General features: G+C 35.6%; 19 protein-coding genes, 1 tRNA gene and 1 other RNA gene. 8 read left to right on the top strand and 13 right to left on the bottom strand.

The features are described from left to right. Window positions 1-50 precede the first annotated feature (50 nt). From FW754_RS08330 to FW754_RS08305, 6 genes are all read left to right on the top strand, one after another. Complete coding sequence (locus FW754_RS08330) at window positions 51-602, top strand: hypothetical protein (protein ID WP_446324367.1); 552 nt, start codon at window positions 51-53, stop codon at window positions 600-602. A 2-nt stretch (window positions 603-604) separates the two neighbouring features. After that, window positions 605-889, top strand: a complete 285-nt coding sequence (locus FW754_RS08325; protein ID WP_409511031.1) for a cell division protein ZapA — start codon at window positions 605-607, stop codon at window positions 887-889. A gap of 100 nt (window positions 890-989) precedes the next feature. Beyond that, a non-coding RNA gene (gene ssrS / locus FW754_RS08320) (6S RNA) lies at window positions 990-1,172 on the top strand. 660 nt (window positions 1,173-1,832) lie between these two features. Next, complete coding sequence (locus FW754_RS08315) at window positions 1,833-2,258, top strand: organic hydroperoxide resistance protein (protein ID WP_446324366.1); 426 nt, start codon at window positions 1,833-1,835, stop codon at window positions 2,256-2,258. A 10-nt stretch (window positions 2,259-2,268) separates the two neighbouring features. Next, the gene (locus FW754_RS08310; protein WP_446324365.1) at window positions 2,269-2,700 is read left to right on the top strand and encodes a MarR family winged helix-turn-helix transcriptional regulator; all 432 of its coding nucleotides are present in this window, start codon (window positions 2,269-2,271) and stop codon (window positions 2,698-2,700) included. Between the two features lie 115 nt (window positions 2,701-2,815). After that, window positions 2,816-3,448, top strand: coding sequence for a glutathione S-transferase family protein (locus tag FW754_RS08305; protein ID WP_446324364.1), 633 nt, complete (start codon window positions 2,816-2,818; stop codon window positions 3,446-3,448). A 46-nt stretch (window positions 3,449-3,494) separates the two neighbouring features. On the opposite strand, the gene FW754_RS08300 is transcribed toward FW754_RS08305, so the two are convergent. The 4 genes from FW754_RS08300 to FW754_RS08285 all read right to left on the bottom strand — a co-directional run bounded on the left by FW754_RS08300 (window position 3,495) and on the right by FW754_RS08285 (window position 7,663). After that, window positions 3,495-4,214: an SDR family NAD(P)-dependent oxidoreductase gene (locus tag FW754_RS08300; RefSeq protein WP_446324363.1), complete on the bottom strand. Its 720-nt coding sequence runs from the start codon at window positions 4,212-4,214 to the stop codon at window positions 3,495-3,497. Between the two features lie 248 nt (window positions 4,215-4,462). After that, entirely contained in the window at window positions 4,463-6,523 is a 2,061-nt protein-coding gene (locus tag FW754_RS08295) for a TonB-dependent receptor domain-containing protein (RefSeq protein ID WP_446324362.1), read from the bottom strand. 321 nt (window positions 6,524-6,844) lie between these two features. Beyond that, window positions 6,845-7,186 carry an SDR family oxidoreductase gene (locus FW754_RS08290; protein WP_446324361.1) on the bottom strand — a complete coding sequence of 114 codons (342 nt, stop codon included), beginning with the start codon at window positions 7,184-7,186 and terminating at the stop codon, window positions 6,845-6,847. A 57-nt stretch (window positions 7,187-7,243) separates the two neighbouring features. Next, a complete protein-coding gene (locus FW754_RS08285) occupies window positions 7,244-7,663 on the bottom strand; it encodes an SDR family NAD(P)-dependent oxidoreductase (protein ID WP_446324360.1) in 420 nt (139 codons plus the stop codon). 768 nt (window positions 7,664-8,431) lie between these two features. On the opposite strand from FW754_RS08285, the gene FW754_RS08280 reads away from it, so the two are divergent. Then, the gene (locus FW754_RS08280; protein WP_446324359.1) at window positions 8,432-9,577 is read left to right on the top strand and encodes a DUF1624 domain-containing protein; all 1,146 of its coding nucleotides are present in this window, start codon (window positions 8,432-8,434) and stop codon (window positions 9,575-9,577) included. Between the two features lie 366 nt (window positions 9,578-9,943). On the opposite strand, the gene FW754_RS08275 is transcribed toward FW754_RS08280, so the two are convergent. From FW754_RS08275 to efp, 9 genes are all read right to left on the bottom strand, one after another. Then, window positions 9,944-10,243: a hypothetical protein gene (locus FW754_RS08275; protein WP_446324358.1), complete on the bottom strand. Its 300-nt coding sequence runs from the start codon at window positions 10,241-10,243 to the stop codon at window positions 9,944-9,946. Window positions 10,244-10,373: 130 nt separating this feature from the next. After that, window positions 10,374-10,694, bottom strand: a complete 321-nt coding sequence (locus FW754_RS08270) for a hypothetical protein (RefSeq protein WP_446324357.1) — start codon at window positions 10,692-10,694, stop codon at window positions 10,374-10,376. A gap of 175 nt (window positions 10,695-10,869) precedes the next feature. Next, window positions 10,870-10,946 (bottom strand) — tRNA-Val (locus FW754_RS08265). A 25-nt stretch (window positions 10,947-10,971) separates the two neighbouring features. Next, window positions 10,972-13,029 carry a transglutaminase family protein gene (locus FW754_RS08260; RefSeq protein WP_446324400.1) on the bottom strand — a complete coding sequence of 686 codons (2,058 nt, stop codon included), beginning with the start codon at window positions 13,027-13,029 and terminating at the stop codon, window positions 10,972-10,974. A 91-nt stretch (window positions 13,030-13,120) separates the two neighbouring features. Continuing rightward, window positions 13,121-14,026 carry a DUF58 domain-containing protein gene (locus FW754_RS08255; RefSeq protein WP_409511081.1) on the bottom strand — a complete coding sequence of 302 codons (906 nt, stop codon included), beginning with the start codon at window positions 14,024-14,026 and terminating at the stop codon, window positions 13,121-13,123. Between the two features lie 10 nt (window positions 14,027-14,036). Further along, complete coding sequence (locus tag FW754_RS08250; RefSeq protein ID WP_446324356.1) at window positions 14,037-14,996, bottom strand: AAA family ATPase; 960 nt, start codon at window positions 14,994-14,996, stop codon at window positions 14,037-14,039. 172 nt (window positions 14,997-15,168) lie between these two features. After that, a complete protein-coding gene (locus FW754_RS08245; protein WP_409511018.1) occupies window positions 15,169-15,471 on the bottom strand; it encodes a YbdD/YjiX family protein in 303 nt (100 codons plus the stop codon). Between the two features lie 18 nt (window positions 15,472-15,489). Next, window positions 15,490-17,592 (bottom strand): carbon starvation CstA family protein, encoded by a 2,103-nt coding sequence (locus FW754_RS08240; protein WP_446324355.1) that lies wholly within the window; start codon window positions 17,590-17,592, stop codon window positions 15,490-15,492. A gap of 271 nt (window positions 17,593-17,863) precedes the next feature. Then, window positions 17,864-18,433 carry an elongation factor P gene (efp, locus tag FW754_RS08235; protein ID WP_409511016.1) on the bottom strand — a complete coding sequence of 190 codons (570 nt, stop codon included), beginning with the start codon at window positions 18,431-18,433 and terminating at the stop codon, window positions 17,864-17,866. A gap of 285 nt (window positions 18,434-18,718) precedes the next feature. On the opposite strand from efp, the gene epmB reads away from it, so the two are divergent. Continuing rightward, on the top strand, window positions 18,719-19,735 hold the full coding sequence (gene epmB / locus FW754_RS08230; RefSeq protein WP_446324354.1) for an EF-P beta-lysylation protein EpmB: 1,017 nt from the start codon (window positions 18,719-18,721) through the stop codon (window positions 19,733-19,735). Window positions 19,736-19,743: the final 8 nt, after the last annotated feature.

Here is a 19,743-nt window from a genome sequence, read left to right as displayed (position 1 = left end):
CTATACTTCTCTATATATTACCTTTGATTGCAGATCTGTGCGACCTCGTTATGTTAGAACAATTACAGCGTCTACAGACGCAAATTGGCGTTTTAAGAACACGCCTTGAAAAATCTGAAAGTGACAATGCCGCATTATTGAAAGATAAAACACATAATGCTGAGCAAACTCATACCCAAATTAATCATAAAAACAATCTGATAACACAAAAGCAGGATGAAATTGACAATCTGACTGAACAATTGAATAGCTTAAAAGGCACACACTCTCAGCTCAATACCGATGCAACTGCATTGGCTGAGCGTTATAGCCGTCTTGAAAAAAGTTGTACTGATCTTAAAAATCGTTTCCAAGAAATTTTGGCTGAACGTAATGAATTGCGTCTTGTGAAAGAAAAATTGCAAGCTGAACAGCAGCGGACTCAACAAGACATTAAAAATTTGCAGTCTGAACGTGAAAATCTCATTCAAAAAAATGAACATGCAAAAGGCAAAGTCGAAGCCATTATTCAACGACTGTCTATATTAGGTACAGAACAAGATCAGCATGCGCAAGAAATCCAACAGCTTGCTCACCCAACCGATTCAAGTGAGGAAGTTTAATCATGTCTGAAAATGTCACTGTCGAATTACGCCTGATTGAACAAACATTCCGTCTTTCAACCACCAATAATCAAAAAGCCGATTTAGAACGTGCGGGTCAATTACTGAATGAAAAATTTCAAGAGTTCCGTCGTAAAGCGCCGAATATGGAACACAATAAGTTAATGATCATGGTGGCTTTAGAATTAATGCAAGAAGTTCTCAGCATGAATAAATCGTTACAAGAATATGCACAGTGTGAACGATTACTTAACACTATTATCGAAGATGTTGAAAAAGCAGTATAAAACTGCTTTTTCTTTGTGCGGTTGTTAAGACAAAGTCGTTGTTTTATGCTTTTTTAAGCACTGATGATTTGCCTGATTTGCAAGATTTGGTATACTAAGTACAACTCTGAGATGTTTGCCAGTGAGTCTATATCCCTGCCGATACTTATATCTCCGGATGCGTTCTGCATATTTAGAGTGTATGCCCACCTTCGAGTGGGAAACCCAGCAAGTATGCGTCGTGTCCACCTTGAACTCATCGGGTTCAGGGTAATGACTGTGCAGCGGCATCTTCGGAGTATTTTATTTTTAACAACAATTTATACAAACTCTTAATTACTTTTTCGTATATTTTTCCATTAAAACTGTATAGAAGTAGGTATATGGTAGACAGTAGAAATATTGTGCTATATTTCCATATATCGCTTCATATCGCCTAACATAAAATGGCTCAAAGATTTAAGCTCACAAAACCATTTATCGATAGTCTGCCCTTAGTGTAATCAGATAAAAAATATCATGATTCTTTAGCTATTGATTTTGGACTTATCGTAACTCAGATAGAAACATACTTTATTAAAACCAGAAAGCCCAATAGTTATAATAAAAGAGAACTAATGGTAAATATGGTGTTTATACATTAAAGTGCCTTTGTTGACCAAACCTACTATAAAAAGCATTTTCAACAATATAATTTCAAAAGGCTTTATCAATTAATTAAAATGCCTGACAGCCTTTAAAAAATGGGCTTTACACCTGATGTCTGCATGCATCAAAAACAAGACATTTAGTAAGTGGTCCATTAGGTGTAGAGACTGCGTTTGGTTTAACGCGAAAAATTCTTAATATAGTATATTGATCTTAAAGGAAATTTTTAACCATAATTTTTAAAATTTGACATAGCTACAATACTAAGCAATTATATTGCTATCAATTTAATTGCCATCCAAATAAAGGCACAATAATGAGCACTCTATATTCAACACAAGTTAAAGCAGTTGGCGGTCGTAACGGAAATATTCATAGCGAAGATGACTTATTAAATCTTAGTCTTGCTTTACCAAAAGCATTAGGTGGTAAAGGTAATGCTACAAACCCTGAACAATTATTTGCAGCAGGTTATGCATCTTGTTTTGGTAATGCTGTTATTCATGTATCACGAAATAAAAACAATAAAGTTCGAGATAATGATATTGAAGTAATTGCCACAGTTGGATTGAAATCAAATGATCATGGTGGTTTTGCTCTAACAGTAGCATTAGAAGTAACGATTACAGATCTAGATCAAGAAACTGCTGAATTAATTGTCAGTGAAGCAGATAAGGTTTGTCCTTATTCCAATGCGATTCGAGGTAATATAGAAGTATCGCTCACTGTAAAAACTCAATAAAGATTTCTATATGTCTAATGATCATCTGAAACTAGATAAGCAGTTATGTTTTCCTCTATATGCTGCATCAAACTTGCTAGTAAAAGTATACAGACCTTTACTGGAACCTTTAGGTCTTACGTATTCTCAATATTTAGTAATGCTTGTGTTATGGGAACGTGATTATGTGAGTGTAGGTGATCTTGGACATTGCTTGTATTTAGATAGTGGAACTTTGACACCATTACTTAAACGGATGGAAAACTCAGGTTTTATTAACCGTCGTAGAGACTCTAATGATGAACGAAGAGTTCTAGTCTCGCCTACGACTAAGGGATCAGAGATAAAAGAATTGGCTGTAAATATTCCAAAAAAACTTTCCGATCAGTTAAACATATCTAATATTGGAGAATTGCGAAGTGAAATACAGTCTTTAGTTCAAGCCTTATCCAAAGCTATTTAAATATTCAATTTATTTAACAACCCAATGATTTAAAATACTTTTATAAATAAGGGATCAACTTATAAAAGTAATCTAGCTCATTAACCTGTTTCAGTTTTAAAAGGTAGAAATTGTTTTGATTACATTACACCATTTAGACCAATCACGCTCTTTTCGTATACTTTGGTTATTGGAAGAAATTAAACAGCCGTATGAATTAAAAAAATATTATCGAGACCCAACCACACATTTAGCCCCAGAAGCATTGAAAACGATTCACCCATTGGGTAAATCTCCAGTGATTGAATGGAATGGAAAAGCAATTATTGAATCTGGTGCAATAATTGAATTATTAATTCAAAAATTAGCGCCTCAATTAGCACCCGATATTAATGACTCAGATTATGCTGATTATTTACAGTGGATTCATTTTTCCGAAAGTTCGGCAATGGTGCCCTACTTATTAAAAATATTTAATTCTATTGAGAGTCAGCATGGCACTAAATTAGTATTTTTAGAAAATTATGCCCAAGTAGAATTTGACAAAGTGTTTAGTTTTTTAAATGACTATTTAGAAAATAAAAAGTACTTTGTTGCAAATCGTTTAACGGGTGCCGATTTTATGATGGGCTTCGCATTAAATAGTCTAATTTATAAATTAAATCAGGCAGAAAATTACCCACATATTAAAAGTTATGTCGATGGTTTAACAATGCTGGCGAGTTGGAGAAATACTGTTGAAATTGAAAATTCTTTAAACTTAAAGTAAAAATATGGAAAAAGCCCAGCATCATTTTGGGCTTTTATTATTCTAATTAAACATTTATATCTTTCATTGCTGGCATTAAAATTTCTTTAACACAAGCTCCCTTAGAAGTAGACATAATAAATTTAATAGCGTGTATTACATCTGCTAATGGAATTAAAGAGTAATCTGTTTCTTTTAATACCTTATCTATAGGGGTATCTATTTCATATTCTGTAGCTAAGTACCCTAAGTTTAAAATACTTACACCGATCAAATCATTACGTAATATCTCTCTTAGGGATTCAGCAACCCCTCTTAAAGCAAATTTAGTTGCAGAGAAAATTAATTCCTTTCCATTATGATTTTCTACCCCCCAAGTTGACCCAATTAAAATGACTTTCGCATTATTAGAGGCTCTTAAATTTTTAAGTAATGCTTGGAGAGATTGAATACAAGTCGTGATATTGGTACTTATCATTTGATTAATTTCAAGTGGTGATATTTTTTCAAAATCATATTCATCTGTAAAAGCATTCGTTTCCCAAATACCTACGTTGTAAATTAAAACATCTATTTTATTATCATTTATGATTTCTTTTATTTGATGAACTGAAGTCTCACTAGATGATAGGTCAGCTTCAATCCAATTTAGATTAGCCATGCTAATAGGAATGGAACGAGAAATCCCATAAATAACATCATGTGACTCAGGTATTGATTGAATAATTGCCTTACCTAGCCCTTTACTAACACCATAGATTAAAAAGTTCTTACTCAAATTACTCATAAATTATCATCAATGTTTAAAATGCTTTAACTATAAAACCTAATCTTAACTTGAGGTCAAGCTTCTATTTAACCTAGCTACCATAGATAACAAATTTAAAAAAATAGTAAAAATGAGAGCCTAAACCCCCATTTTTGAGTTTACATTTTGCTTAAAACTTCTTCTATGTGAAGTAGCTTTTTTAATTATCTTATTCACGATAAGTAGAAATTAAGTATTCACATAGAATTTAAAACCATTTTAGTGACTTAGAATTTATAAGTTGCACCTACAAACACTTTTTGACGTTCAACTAAATAACTATCTGATCCATTTGATAGTTTTTTGTCAAATAAGTTAATGAAACCGCCACGTACTATCAACTTATCGTTTACCTTATAGTTACTTGCCAAATTCACAATCGTATGGGGTTTTTGCATAGATGAAGTTGTTGTCGTTTCTGTTAAATATTGCTTACCTAAATATTGAGCAGACAAATCAATATTTAGTGGATCTGTAGGTTGCCAATTTAGTGAAGAGTTTATGATTAACTTTGAAGTTGTTAATAGAGTATTTCCTGTATCTTCATTTTTTGCTTTTAAAAAATAAGTTGCATTATTGTTCAATTTTAGATTTTCTAAAATTGGAAGGTTTACAACCATTTCAAAACCACGAGTTACAGCGCTTTGAATATTTTCATTACGTGTAAACCAAACACCGTTTCTAACACCTAAAGGAGAATAGTCAATTTTGTTTTTAAAATCTGTATTAAAAAATGTCAAACCGATATCTGTCCCTAAACCTGTATAATTAATACCAATTTCATAATTCGTACTTTCTTCAGGTTGAAGATTAGGGTTACCTGTCATATAGCAACCACCGCTTACGTAAGTCAGGTCTTTACCAGTTTCCATATCTTTCCAAACTTGACCTTTTAAACCATTACATCCTCGTCCGCCAGATTGAGTTGCCGCACCTGCTGTAGACTCTTTTACGGTGGGTGCACGGAACCCTTTTGAAACTCCACCTTTAACAACTAGATCATCTGTAGCGCTAAAAACTAAGTAACCACGTGGACTATGATGTGTTCCATATTTTTCATCATGATCTAAACGATCACCTACAGTTAATTTCAAATTATCTAGAAGATTAATATTGTTTTCGAGGAAAAATGCCCAACTTTTATTATCTACTTTAGGATTTGTATAACTTTGACCATCCCAACTACCACCAGGAAGAGTTCCTATTGTGTCGGAGTTGGTTAATTCTTGTTTCTTCCACTGACCACCAACCGTTAATTCTTGTTCAAACACTGCCTGAAATGGCATGCTTAAACTACCTTCTATGATTAATTCATTGGACTTTGTTTTTGAGTCTGAAATACTTGAGTCATAATCATTGTAATATGCACTTAATTTAGATTTCCCAATACCCCATTCACCATCATGTGAAATGCTCATTGAATTGTGCTCTAATTTACTTGCTCCCCAACTTGTTGTGTATTCATCACCTGTTTCTAGATCAATTGATGAACCTTCTTCATTTTTTTGAATACTATGACCTACTTCAAAACTTAAAGCGTGTTTATCTGTTGGCTTATAATGTAACATTGCATTGTAATTTTGGTCTTGAGAACCCGTTGTACCACTACCATCAATATATTTTTTATCTGCTTCACGCTCAGTTAATCCAGCAGTTAGTCGTATACCAAGTGTATCTGTTAGTGGGCCTGCAACGACTACACCTGTTTGTAAAGAATTACCTAAATTTGAAGATGTTGTAGGTTGGGTATAATTCAAAGTGACATTCCCCCCCCAGTTATTTGGGATTTTTTTAGTAATAATATTAATAACCCCTCCCATTGCATCTGAGCCATAAAGAGATGACATAGGTCCACGAACAACTTCAATTCTTTCAATCATATCGGGTGTAATCCAATTTAAATCCTGACGACCTAAATCTGGACGATAGTTAGTATCTCTAGAAGATCCAATACGTTTACCATCAACTAAAATAAGCGTGTAATTGTCTGGTAAACCACGTAACTTAATTTTTGATCCGTCACCTGATGGACTAATACCACCAGTAACACCAGGAACTTTACTTAAGAGTTCTGCGAGGCTTCCTACTGGTTGTTTTTCAATATCTTCGCTTGTGATAACACTAATACTTGCAGGTGCTTCTTTAATATCTACTGCTTGACTACTTGCTGAAATTACAATTGTCGGTAACTTCTCCATTTCATCATTTGTATTGTTGGCATAAGTTGAGACAGACATTACTGAGAGTACTGAAAAAGAAAGTACTTTTAGCACTAATTGTTTATTCATGTTAAATACGCCTAATATGTTGTGAATTATGAAAAAAATTTCCATACTATATCTTAATAAGAAATTAATTGCTAATGATAATCATTAACAATTGCATGATTCACAGATAAAAGTGCTCTTTGATAAAACGAATAAAAATTTTAATTTGATAATCTAAACAATTTGATCAGGTAAACCTAGCCAAAATATTGGAGGAAAATTCCCCTTAAAAGCAGTAAAAATGGGAGTCTAAAGCTCCCATTTTTTATTTCACATGAAGTGTTTATGTTAATTTTAAAATTTCTGAATTAAATACACTAATTATGACTCTATTTTTACATTTTATCCGTATCTATACATTGCTGTAGCACCACCATCAATCAAAAAATCACTTCCTGTTATGTAGTTTCCATTTGATCCCGATATAAATTCGACTAAAGCTGCAATTTCATCAGGCGTTCCGCCTCTTCCTGCAGGCGAGCTGCTCAACATTTTTCGGTAAAATTCGCCACGCTCTAGGCTATTTAACTCGTCATATGCAAGTGGTGTATAAATAATACCAGCACTTATACAATTGACTCTTGCTCCGCGTTTACCCCATTTCACCGCTTCTGCAGAAACACGAAGAGCATTACCTCGTTTAGAGATTTGATATGCGTATAAACTCTCTGTAATTTCTTTCACAAAAGAAAGCTCTAATAGCTCTTCTGGTGCAGATGTCGCTAAAGCATGAGCTTGTCTCTAAGATATAGCATCTATATCGAGTCTATGACTGGATTGTGATCCTATTACAATTGCAGATCCATTCTTAGAAATAATGTGACCAAACTCTTCAAGAACGACTGCAGTTCCATATAAATCTACTTTCAATATTGCTTCAGCAGATGCTTGGGAGGGTGAAAGCCCAGCCGTGTGTATCACATTTACAATATGACCTAACTGATTAGCTTTACTTACTAAATTTTGTATTGATGCTCTATCTCCAACATCTACAATTTGTGTATGAACAATGAATCCAACTTTAGATAGTGTATCAACAACAGTGATCATATTTTCTGCTTTGATATCCGCTAATAATATTATTTTGCTAGTACCAATACGACGAGTAATGGCTTGTGCAATAGCACCACTGCCAATAACAACAACAACTTCATCACTCATAACCTTAGTTCCTTCAGCACAATTATTGATTTATATTTAGGTTTTATTATTTACTCTGACCTTTAAATTTTAATCTAAAAGAACAGAGTTGTACTTAGTATTTTGAACCGAGATAAATAAATATAAAAAAAATTTAGACCCCAAAAAATTTTATATTCATTACTTCCATTTAACATAATGGGTCGTTATGCGAAATCTATTTTTAATAAGCCTGTAATATCAATCGATTAGCCTCAATCAAATATTCATAAAACTAGCCAAAAGCCGATATAGAAACATATCGACTTTTTTATAAACAAAACTAGTATATTTCGCCCAATAATTTTGAATGCTTTTCAATCAAATCAAGCATTTCCTCTGTGTTATCAATTTATTTAGTGCTTAAATTACCCCCTATTCCTTCAGACAAATCTTGGGATAATTTAACCGTGTTATACGCCTAGGCGTACAATCATTGAAGGATTTTGCCAATTTACGGATTGAACACAATTTCTTATCTTGAACACATAGAGAGCAGGATGCTCCAAATAATAAGAAAAATGAAAGAACAAGGAAATGTTAAAGGTACAACAGGGCTTATACCTAAAGCATCAAATATGTAAAAAAGCCCAATAAGTAGTTGGGCTTTTTTATTTATAAGAGTAAAAGAAAACAATTCGTTTAAAAATTTCAATACTTCTAATTAAATAAGAATAATTCCTATTATAGCTTCACCTCGTTTACGTAATAGTATAACATTCCATTTCTTTGTTTTAATGATTTATTCTTATGACTCGTACATTTGATCGTTTACAAGCAATAGATGCATTAAGAGGCCTCGTGATTCTGATTATGATGCTAGATCATGTTAGAGAGACATTCTACTTACATCATCAAGTTACAGATCCAATGGTTATAGCTGACACAGAAGGATTCCTATTTTTCAGTAGGACATTAGCTCATTTATGCGCACCTGTTTTTGTCATACTTACTGGGTTATCTGCCTATTTATATCAAGCAAAATACAATAGCTTAACAAAGACACGAGAGTTTTTACTTAAACGTGGTTTTTTCCTCATTTTTCTAGAATTAGTCGTTATTAATTTTGCTTGGACAGGTCAATTTCCACCAGATGTCATTTACTTACAAGTCATTTGGGCTATTGGTCTAAGTATGGTGGCTTTATCATTATTGATTGGTTTTTCCAAAAAATGGCTTTGGATAATCAGTCTATTCATTATCTTTGGTCACAACTTGTTAGAAAAAATTTCATTTGTAGATATGCCACTTCTTCAGAATTTTTGGTTTATTTTCTATGAACGAGGGTGGATAGAGCTAGGCGGAATTCGCCTAAGAACATCTTATCCAGTCTTGCCTTGGATTGGTATTATTACTTTAGGTTACTGTATAGGTAGCCGCTTATTTGATTCTAAACAAGAGAGTCATAATCGTAATATTGCATTACTTGGCATTGGTGTCATAAGCATTAGTTTATTTTTTATTTTACGATTTATTAATCTTTACGGTGATCAAGCATGGTCAACGATGCCTAGCTTACTCGAAACAATTATGAGTTTTTTTAACTTAACAAAATATCCACCATCATTGTTATTTACGCTTTTTAATGTAGGTGTTGGCTTTATTCTCTTAGCACTGTTAGATAAAGTTCAATATAAAAACTGGGTAAAACCTTTGATAGTTTTTGGCTCAGTACCAATGTTTTTCTACATCGTTCATTTATTTGTACTTAAAGCACTCTATGCCATTTCAGTCGCGATATGGGGAACAACTCATGGGCAATATTTCGGAGTCAATCATGTAATAACATTATGGTTAATCACTATTATTTTAAGTGTATTACTATATCCATTAATACTAAAATTTTCTGAATTTAAACATAAAAATAAGCAAATTCCTTTTCTTAAATATTTATAGTTAAATCGAAATTTAGTACGCTAATGCTTATGTATGATAACTTCAGCATAGAATATTGTGCGCTTAGGCTCACAATATTTTAAGAATTTTGCCAATATGTGGTTAAAAAAAAGCTTTCTATACTATGAAACATCAGGAACATGATGTTCTGACAAAGATAATAAGATAAAGTACACGGAGTGTCAGGTATTAGTACGGAAAAGCCCAACAGGATGTTGGGCTTTTTTTATTTCCAAAAATTTCTACATATAAATAATTTGACTACACACCTCGTGATAAAAGTTCATAATTTTTGAATTTTATGACCTCAATCCTTAACCTTTCATTGATCTGTTTCAGTGGATTTTAGTAATACACAATTTCATTCTAATAAAAAACTTTAGCTACTTTTTCGACATTACTAAAACCACCTGCATTTTGTGGTACAACGCCAATCAATTGTGGTGGTATGCGATGCCCTGCAAGTTGATCATCACGACTGGCAATTTTTATATTGTAAAATTCATCTTTAGCTGCAACTTCTGCCAGTGGAATAACTTTAACACCATCTTTCATCCCACCAGCTGTGTAAATTAATAGATTCTTAAAGTTCTCTGCCCCTTTTGAATTTTCAAGAGAGTCTTCTAAATCCTGAACATCTTCCTGAGTTTGTAGTGCATCAGTCATATGTAAAATAAAACCTGCATGTGCCCCCTTTTTATAATTACTAAGACGGAATAGCGTTGTAACTTCGTTTAGTAAAATGGTATTAATACTACTTAGATAATTAGGTACACCATAAACTTCTTAACAAACTTCAAAAGTCGTGAACCGAGCACTCAACTAAATCGCCATAATAACGATCAAGCCATTTAATATGGTTTTTAATATAATTTTTGGATTTGGTAAATTGCCCGACTTTTTCGTAATATAAATTAAAAAGTTCACTCAGACTACATTTGGGCTTATCTAAGTCTTTTAATTCTTTTTCATATTTAAGTTGCAGTTCCATGAGGCGTTTGTAAACCGATTGAGTGCATTCTTTTATCGTGTCACGAGTTGCAGATGAGCGTTTCCCATTAATCATAATCTCAATGTAATAGGCTTCACCGCGTTTTCTAGGTTTTGGTATTTTCATGACGTAAAACTCAAAATGTTTGACGTAAATTTGACGTAAATTAGTTTCGATAATTACTCAATTTCGCATGTTTCCGAAACTACCGAAACAATAGCACATATTATTATAGGCATAAAAAAAGGGTTCTAAACTATTGTTTTTGCTTAGAACCCTTGCTATTTCTAGCTTTGAATCTTGGTAGGTATAAGCAGACTCGAACTGCTGACCTCTACGATGTCAACGTAGCGCTCTAACCAACTGAGCTATACACCTGAAGTGCTGAGAATAGTATTCATTTTCATAGCACATGACAAGCCTTTTTATTATTTTTTAATTCAGATGCACATTGTTTAAGCAAAACATCCAACTGTTTTAAAAGCATTTTATCTTCCTGCTTCATATATACAATTTTTTGATAAATCTGATTTGCCTCTAAGAATGATGTTTGAATATCAGCATACTCAGATAAGCGAAACATCCATTGCTCAAATGTTTCAGATGTTTGTTTATAAAATGGCTCATCTAAATGCTTCGAAAAACGATACAGAATTCGATCTACTGCTGAAATGGCTAAATATTGTCGAATTTGAACAACTATAAAATACAGTCCTCCTAGCCCCAACAAACCAAGCATTAACACTAAAGCAAATGAATAACTTGATGTTAAACCTAGTTTTGCCATCCAACTAGTCTGCTTTTCAGCGTCATAACCAACTACTTTACTTTGCCACTGATAACTAGCGTAATCACTCCATACACGTAGCGTTTTTAAAGCATTAAATTGCTGATATTTCCATATACTCGTTGAATTTTCACCAAATACAGATTGATCATTTTGCATAAAATCTTGCATACCCTGATCAATTCGGTTCGGTGCAATGATAAAAGTCGGATCTATTCTTTGCCATTTTCCATCCAACTGAACTTCCGTCCATGCATGTGCATCCATTTGTCGAATTTCCCAACTCTGACCATCAGGGGCAAATTGCCCCCCTTGATAACCCACTACTACACGTGCAGGAATACCAACATAGCGCATCAACATGGTAAAACTCGAAGCATAATGCTCACAGAAACCCTGACGACTTTGAAATAAAAACCCATCCACTCTGTTCTGCGCCAATGTTCCAGGCGTGAGCGTATAAGAGAAATGATTCTGTTTATACCAAGCCAAAACATGCTGAACATACTGCTTTGGTTGGTGTTGTGCCGTATTCCAAAGATGCATAGCAAGCTGCTGTGACTTTGGATCATAGTGTTGTTGAAAGCGTGTATTTATTTGATTTAAAAATATATTTGAGGATACATCACTCTCGACAGGAAGTTGCTTGCCAACCCACTGTAGTTGAATCGGTTGTGTACGTTGCACAGCACGTGTTGGAATAATTGCACCATCTAGATTGACCTGAAAACCACTTTGATTGGGAATAGACGCCTCAAGCCCCATCACCCAATGCGTTTGGTTATCTGCCGTAAGATATTGATAATTAAAAGTCTGTTTAATGGTAGATGTTGTTTCAGGCGTAATATTGAATACACTTTGATTACTTGGATGACTTGTCCAAGTCTGACCATCATATTGATCAAGCACCATTGCCCGCCAATATAAATCTTGTCGGGGTGGTAATTTTTTTAAATCACCCATCACTCGAAACGCAAGCGCAGAAGATTGCGAAAGCTCCGCAATATCACCTGGTGACATACGATCACTGATTCCTGTTACACCTTGCTGACTACTCACAGGAATTTGCCATAATGGCGGCAAGCGTGGAAAAAACATGAAAAGTAGAACAAAAAAAGGAACCGCAAGTCCCATCACTTTTAGTACATGCACTGTATCTGTTTTTAAGGAGGCCTGCGTTTGACCGCTCTGAACATAATGCCCCGTTTGCAGTTGATATAAACCAACCAAACTTCCTAATAAACTACACAGTACCATCATCGCCATCAACACCGATTGGCTGTGCAAGAAAAGACTAGCACTAACAAATAATGCAAAATTAAACAACACGATATAGTCCCGTGATTGTTTTGTTTCGAGCGCTTTGCCATATAAAAATGTTGCGAGTGCTGCTGTGCCTGCTTCAACACCCACAAAAGTACCATATTTCAGCCAAATCACCATTAAAGCGAATAGCGTCAAAATGACTTTAATCCCCTGCTGGATTCTATTTTTAGTTTGATTTGATAATGTTTTTTGAATGTGAAATGGCTGAATTGAATTTTTATAGTTCCATAGCAAATTGATCCACATACATGCAAAAATCACACTCAATGCTATGGGGAAATACGCTAATTCAGCAATCCAAATAATCGCAAGTGTTAACAATACACTTAGACGTGTAAGTCTTGTAATTGTTGTACTTGCAGGCTTTTGCTGCACATAATTTTGTTGTTTCTGATCTTGTTGACTAGGCTGTACTGAGCGCCATTTAAAAATATTCATATCACGCCTTTGCCAACATTAATTGTGCATTGAAAAATTGTATTTCCCCATGCCCAACAACTAACTGTTGTGTTGGTAATTTCATGCTATACAACATATTTTCAGCTTCACAACGGTCCACCATACCCATCATTAAACTTAAACGCTCTTCGTGTGATGTCGATGGCATCTGTGCATAATCAATTTCTACTATTTTTGCATCAAATTGATCTTCAAATTGTTTAATATATAAGCCCTGCCCTCGTGCAGCCTGCTTCCAAGACACCGCTTGTAAAGAATCACCTTCTCTGAATGCTCTTAATTCCCGAAATTCATCAAGATCAGGTTCACCACTACTCGAAGCTTGTGAATTTTCCTTCTGAGAATCCATAGCTTTTGGTGCAATCCAAATCTCTCCTTGAAAATAACAATACGTCCACGCACGAACTAACCCCAAAGGATAAGTCGAAAATATTTGGATTTCAGGAACAACAAACCACCCTCGTTCAGTTGGCTGAAAAATTAGTTCTACTTGTTGATTAAGTTGTTGTAATAAAACAGGCTCCACCTGATGTGCATAGCGAATTTGTAAATATTTAGGGCTCAACGTTGCCTGCTTAAAAGATAGTCGTAGCGTTAAAGCGTCACCTGATCGTCCAATTTTAGGTGCAATCACCTCAATACTTAAAGCATGCAGTTGTTTAAATGTCACGTAAAAACTGATACATAAAATTGCACTCATCAAAAAGCAAAAACCTAAAATCAAGTTATTTGCATAGTTAATTCCTGCAATGAATGTAATGAGAATCAAGACTAAATAAAGGAAACCTTGTTTATAAATAAATACTAAAACATCATTTTGGCGTAAAGTTTTTACGCCATGGTATTGAAAACGCTGACTGAGCCATTGTCGAAACTTCATCCGCATTGACATGACACTATCCTTTCGCTTCAACCTGCTGCATCAATAAACGTGTTTCCGCTTCGCCTAGTCCAATCCGATGGGATGCCACCGCAACAAAAACAGCTTGGACATCATCAAGAGTCACAAAACTACGTTTACTAATCAGAGCATGTGCTTGAGCTGCCAATTTCAGTGCTAGCACACCACGCGTAGACAAACCATGTCGTCCTTTCCGTGTTTCTTCTGTTAAATCAAGTAAATACTCAAGTACAGCATCACTTAAATAAATCTGACGCACCCATTGTTGTAATTGTAAAATATCTTCACTCTTAAACACTGCTTGCAACGTATTGATCATTTTTTGACGAGCATCTTGTTGTAAGAGTTGTTTTTCTGCCAAGCGTGATGGATAACCTAAAGACAAGCGCATCAAAAAGCGATCAAGTTGCGATTCAGGCAAGGCATATGTACCACTTTGAAACAGTGGATTTTGTGTCGCAATCACCCAAAATGGTTTGGGTAATTCATAACGTGTACCATCGACGGTGACATTGCCTTCTTCCATCGCTTCAAGCAAAGCACTTTGGGTTTTCGGACTACTGCGATTGATTTCATCAGCCAATAAAATTTGAGTAAAAATAGGACCTTGTTTAAAATCAAATTGATGTTCTTTTTGATTAAACATATTGATGCCAATCACATCACTTGCAAGCATGTCATTGGTAAATTGAATCCGCTGAAACTGCAAGCCTGCGAGGTGTGACAAACTGCTTGCCAACGTGGTTTTCCCTAAACCAGGTAAATCTTCAAAAAGTAAATGTCCACCTGCGAGCAAGCTACATAAAGCAAGTTGCGTCTGCTCAGGCTTATCTAAAATGATTTGATTGATCTGGCTTAAGAAGGCATCAATTTGAGGATAAAATGGTGTCAGTACATCATCAGCAAGTAATGTGACTTCTTCATTTTGTTGTTGTTTTTTCAATCCCCAAATCATAATCTATTTTTCCTAATCTAATTGATGATGCTCGGTTCAACATACACGGTTTTAACAAATACTCAAAGATTAATCATTCGTCTAATTTTATGCCTAACTAATGCATCAAATTCAGAATATAAAAAAACGGCACCGAAGAGCCGTTTTTACTTTTTAATATCTTATCTACACATCAACACGGACACTTCTTCAAAGTTCCACCTGCTGTTGGATAACGAGCATCGACACAATAACGATGAAAGGTTTTTTCGTCCATTGGCTCTAAGTCAGGATGATTTTTTTGCATATGTTCCACATAAGTTTGATAATCAGGAACCCCAACCATCAATCTGAAACTTTGCTGTAAACGTGTCCATAAAGTCGCAATTCGTGACCAATTTTTTGGAGAAAAGATTAAATCCTTCTGCGCCATCACGGTCATTTTAATGATTTTATAAATCACTGTTTTACCATTTTTTGCAAATTTTAGATTCATACCACTCACCTTCTCATCTTAATGTTTCGCTGACGTCACGATGGTTTCTGAAGGATCAACATATATCGCTTCGCTTTCATTTACGCTTGGTTCAGGATTTGCCAATGCACGGCGAATCACTCCAATTGCAACAATAATCATAATAATCGCAACGATCATAAAAAATGCACACAGCGCAGCGTTGATCTGATTTGAGAATACAATCGTTTGCATTTCTTCAAGCGTTTTGGCAGGTTTTAAAATTTCACCCTTCGCAATTGCAGCCTTGAACTTATCTGCTTGTGCCAAGAAACCAATTTTAGGATTGGAATGGAAAATCTTTTGCCAACCTGCTGTCATACAGGTAATGATTAAGAATACTGTTGGGACAATGGTAACCCAAACATATTTTTCTTTCTTCATCTTAAACAAAATTACTGTACCGAGTGTCAATGCCATTGCTGCCAACATTTGGTTACCAATACCAAATAACGGCCATAAGCTGTTAATACCACCGAGTGGATCGACCACACCTTGATAAACGAAGAAGCCCCAACCTGCAACTGCGACACCTGTACCAATTAAATTCCCCACAAAGTTATGTGAGTTTTTTAGAGCAGGAACTACTATACCCACTGTGTCTTGAACCATAAAACGACAAGCACGTGTGCCTGCGTCTACAGCAGTTAAAATAAACAGTGCTTCAAACAGAATAGCAAAGTGATACCAAAATGCCATCATTGAACGGTTGTTGAAAATCTCGGTAATGATATGTGCCATACCAATTGCAAATGTAGGTGCACCACCTGTACGAGATAAAATGGTATTTTCACCCACTTCCTTTGCTAACAAACTCAGTGCTTCAGGTGTAACGACAAAACCTAAAGTACGTACCGCTTCAGCAGCCGACTCAACGGTTGTACCCAAAACTGCCGCAGGTGAGTTAATCGCGAAATAAACACCCGGCTCAAGAACTGTTGCGCAAATCATTGCCATAATTGCAACGAATGATTCCATCAACATACCACCATAACCAATCACACGAATATTAACTTCGTTATCGATCAGTTTTGGTGTTGTACCTGATGAAACAAGTGCGTGGAATCCTGAAATTGCACCACAAGCAATCGTAATAAATAGGAATGGAAACATAGAACCTGCAAACACAGGACCCGTACCATCAATAAAATGTGTTGTCGCAGGCATTTTCAACATCGGCATTGCTACCAAAATGCCAATTGCTAGACCAACAATCACACCAATTTTTAAGAATGTTGATAAATAATCGCGCGGTGCAAGCAATAACCAAACAGGTAAAACTGAAGCAACAAAGCCATAAATGATCAGCGCCCAAGTCAGTTGCGTACCTGTTAGAGTAAAGAATGGTCCCCAATAGGCATGTTGAGCAACATCACCACCATATATAATGGCAGCCATCATCAAGACAAAACCAATAATGGAAACTTCAGCAATTTTACCGGGACGGATATAACGCATATATACGCCCATGAACAGTGCAATTGGAATAGTCGCCGCAATTGTGAACACACCCCATGGACTATTGGTCAATGCTTTTACGACCACTAACGCAAGTACGGCAAGGATAATAATCATTACCCCTAATGCACCGAGCATTACGATCACACCTGCAAATGAACCCAATTCTTGTTTTGCCATTTCACCGAGCGAACGTCCATCACGGCGAGTCGAAATAAACAGAACCAAGAAATCTTGAACAGCACCTGCTAATACCACACCGACGAGAAGCCAAATCGTACCGGGCAAATAACCCATTTGTGCAGCTAGAATAGGACCCACCAATGGACCCGCTCCTGCAATGGCTGCAAAATGATGTCCAAAAAGAACATGCTTATTGGTGGGCACATAATCCAAACCGTCAGCAAGTCGATGCGCAGGCGTTAAACGTCGTGCATCAAGTTCAAAAACTTTTGTCGCAATAAATAAGCTGTAAAAACGGTAGGCTATGCTATACACACACACAGCAGCAAGCACGAGCCAAACAGCATTGACATGCTCACCACGACTGACAGCTAGTATCCCAAAAGATACGGCTCCGATAATAGCAACAATCACCCAAATCAATTTTGATAAGGGTGATGATTTTTTTTCTGTATTTTCCATGCAGACCTCACATCCTGATTACAAAAGCAGTTCCATTGTTTTTATAAAGCGCAATGCATTTTCGTGTGACACTTTTCTGTTGACTCTACTCCTCATCTTTTTATTTTCATCTACGACTTTGGCATAACATTATTTTAAACTTATATGACGAATATGACATAAATTTAGCATTAGTCATACTCATCATTTTTTGATTCTTATACTTTTCTATCATTCAATAAAAAAGGGATGATTTTCATCATCCCTTCAATCATAGATCATTTATACGTAATTATGCACGTTCTAAATAATCACCTGTACGTGTATCCACACGCACACTTTCTTCTTGCTGTACAAACAATGGAACACGTACAACTGCACCTGTTTCAAGTTTAGCTGGCTTACCGCCACCGCCTGAAGTATCCCCGCGTACGCCTGGATCAGTTTCAACAATCTTCAATACCACGAAGTTTGGCGGGCTCACTGACAATGGAACACCATTGAACAGCATAATTGTACATTTTTCATTTGAATCGTCTTTTAACCATTTTGCAGCATCGCCCATTGCAACTTTGTCTGCAGTGATTTGTTCAAATGTTACAGGATCCATAAAGTTCCACAATTCACCATCGTTATAAAGATATTCCATCTCTACATCTACGATGTCTGCGCTTTCTAGTGTTTCATTTGATTTAAACGTTTTTTCTAAAACTTTACCTGACTTTAGGTTACGTAATTTTACACGGTTAAAGGCTTGACCTTTCCCTGGCTTAACGTATTCATTTTCCATGATTGAACATGGGTTACCATCAAGCATTACTTTAAGACCTTGCTTAAAGTCATTCGTAGAATAATTGGCCATTCAGGCACACTCCAAACTTACTATATTAATCAACACATGCAAAATAGGTATTGGCAAAGTATTCAGACAACGAACATTTGCAATGTCACCTAAACATGCATTTTACATATTTTGGATGTATTCTAAATGAGCAACCTATGTCAGGGCAACGAAAAAATATTCCTGTCCAAGCAGTTTGGGGGTAAAATCTTCAATTCCCTTTCATTTCAATTGGTGTTGCACATCTATAGTGCAAAGTTGAAACAACTCCAAACCGATTAATTAATTATTTTATTCAAACGTGGCATGACAAACTTTATATACCAAGAGCAAAAGTGGCAATCGCAAATGAGCGATTTAATCACCTCTCCGACTGAACTGCTCGAACTCTTAAATCTTTCTGAACAAGATTTACTTTCGGGAGCATTGCTCGCTTCTGAACAATTCAAATTACGTGTCCCTCGTGCTTTTGTCAGTAAAATGCAAATTGGTAATCCTCTCGATCCCTTATTATTGCAAGTTTTACCACACCATCTCGAATTAGAAGAACATATCGAATTTATCACAGACCCTCTAGGTGAGGAACAAGCTAATCAACTTCCTGGCGTACTGCACAAATATCAATCTCGCTTTTTACTCACCTTAACAGGTGCCTGTGCCATTCATTGCCGATACTGTTTCCGTCGTCACTTTCCTTATCAAGAAAATCTTCCTAAAAATGATGACTGGCTTAATATTCGTGATTACCTTCTAAGCAAACCACATATTAATGAAGTGATATTGAGTGGTGGTGATCCACTGACATTATCCAACCGAAAGCTCGCTTTATGGCTTGAACGCCTAGAATCTCTCAATCAAATTCAAATTTTGCGTATTCATTCACGAGTTCCTGTGACTATCTCAGAACGTCTCGATGAAGCGCTTGTTTCCTTATTGAAAAACAGTAGGCTACGGATTATTCTAGTGGTACACTCAAATCATCCTGCTGAATTGGATGATCTGACTTGTCGCAGATTAGCTAATCTTGTTCAACAGGATATTTTGGTTTTAAATCAATCTGTTTTGCTCAAAGGCGTCAATGACTCTGCCGAGATCTTAGCTGAATTGAGCCATAGATTATTTCAAGCGAGAGTCATGCCGTACTATTTACATGTTTTAGACAAAGTAAAAGGTGCTCAACATTTTGATTTGGAAGCAAATAAAATTGATCAAATTTACACTGAGGTTTTAGCGACTTTACCAGGCTATTTGGTTCCTAAGCTTGTCCGAGAAATTGCGGGAGAACAAAATAAAACCCCGTTGTATGGAGTAACAATCTTTTAAATTTAAGA

This window comes from Acinetobacter sp. 1207_04, from assembly GCF_052850415.1.
The sequence above is the reverse complement of the archived record's forward strand: the minus strand, read 5'-3'. Positions and strand labels throughout refer to the sequence as shown.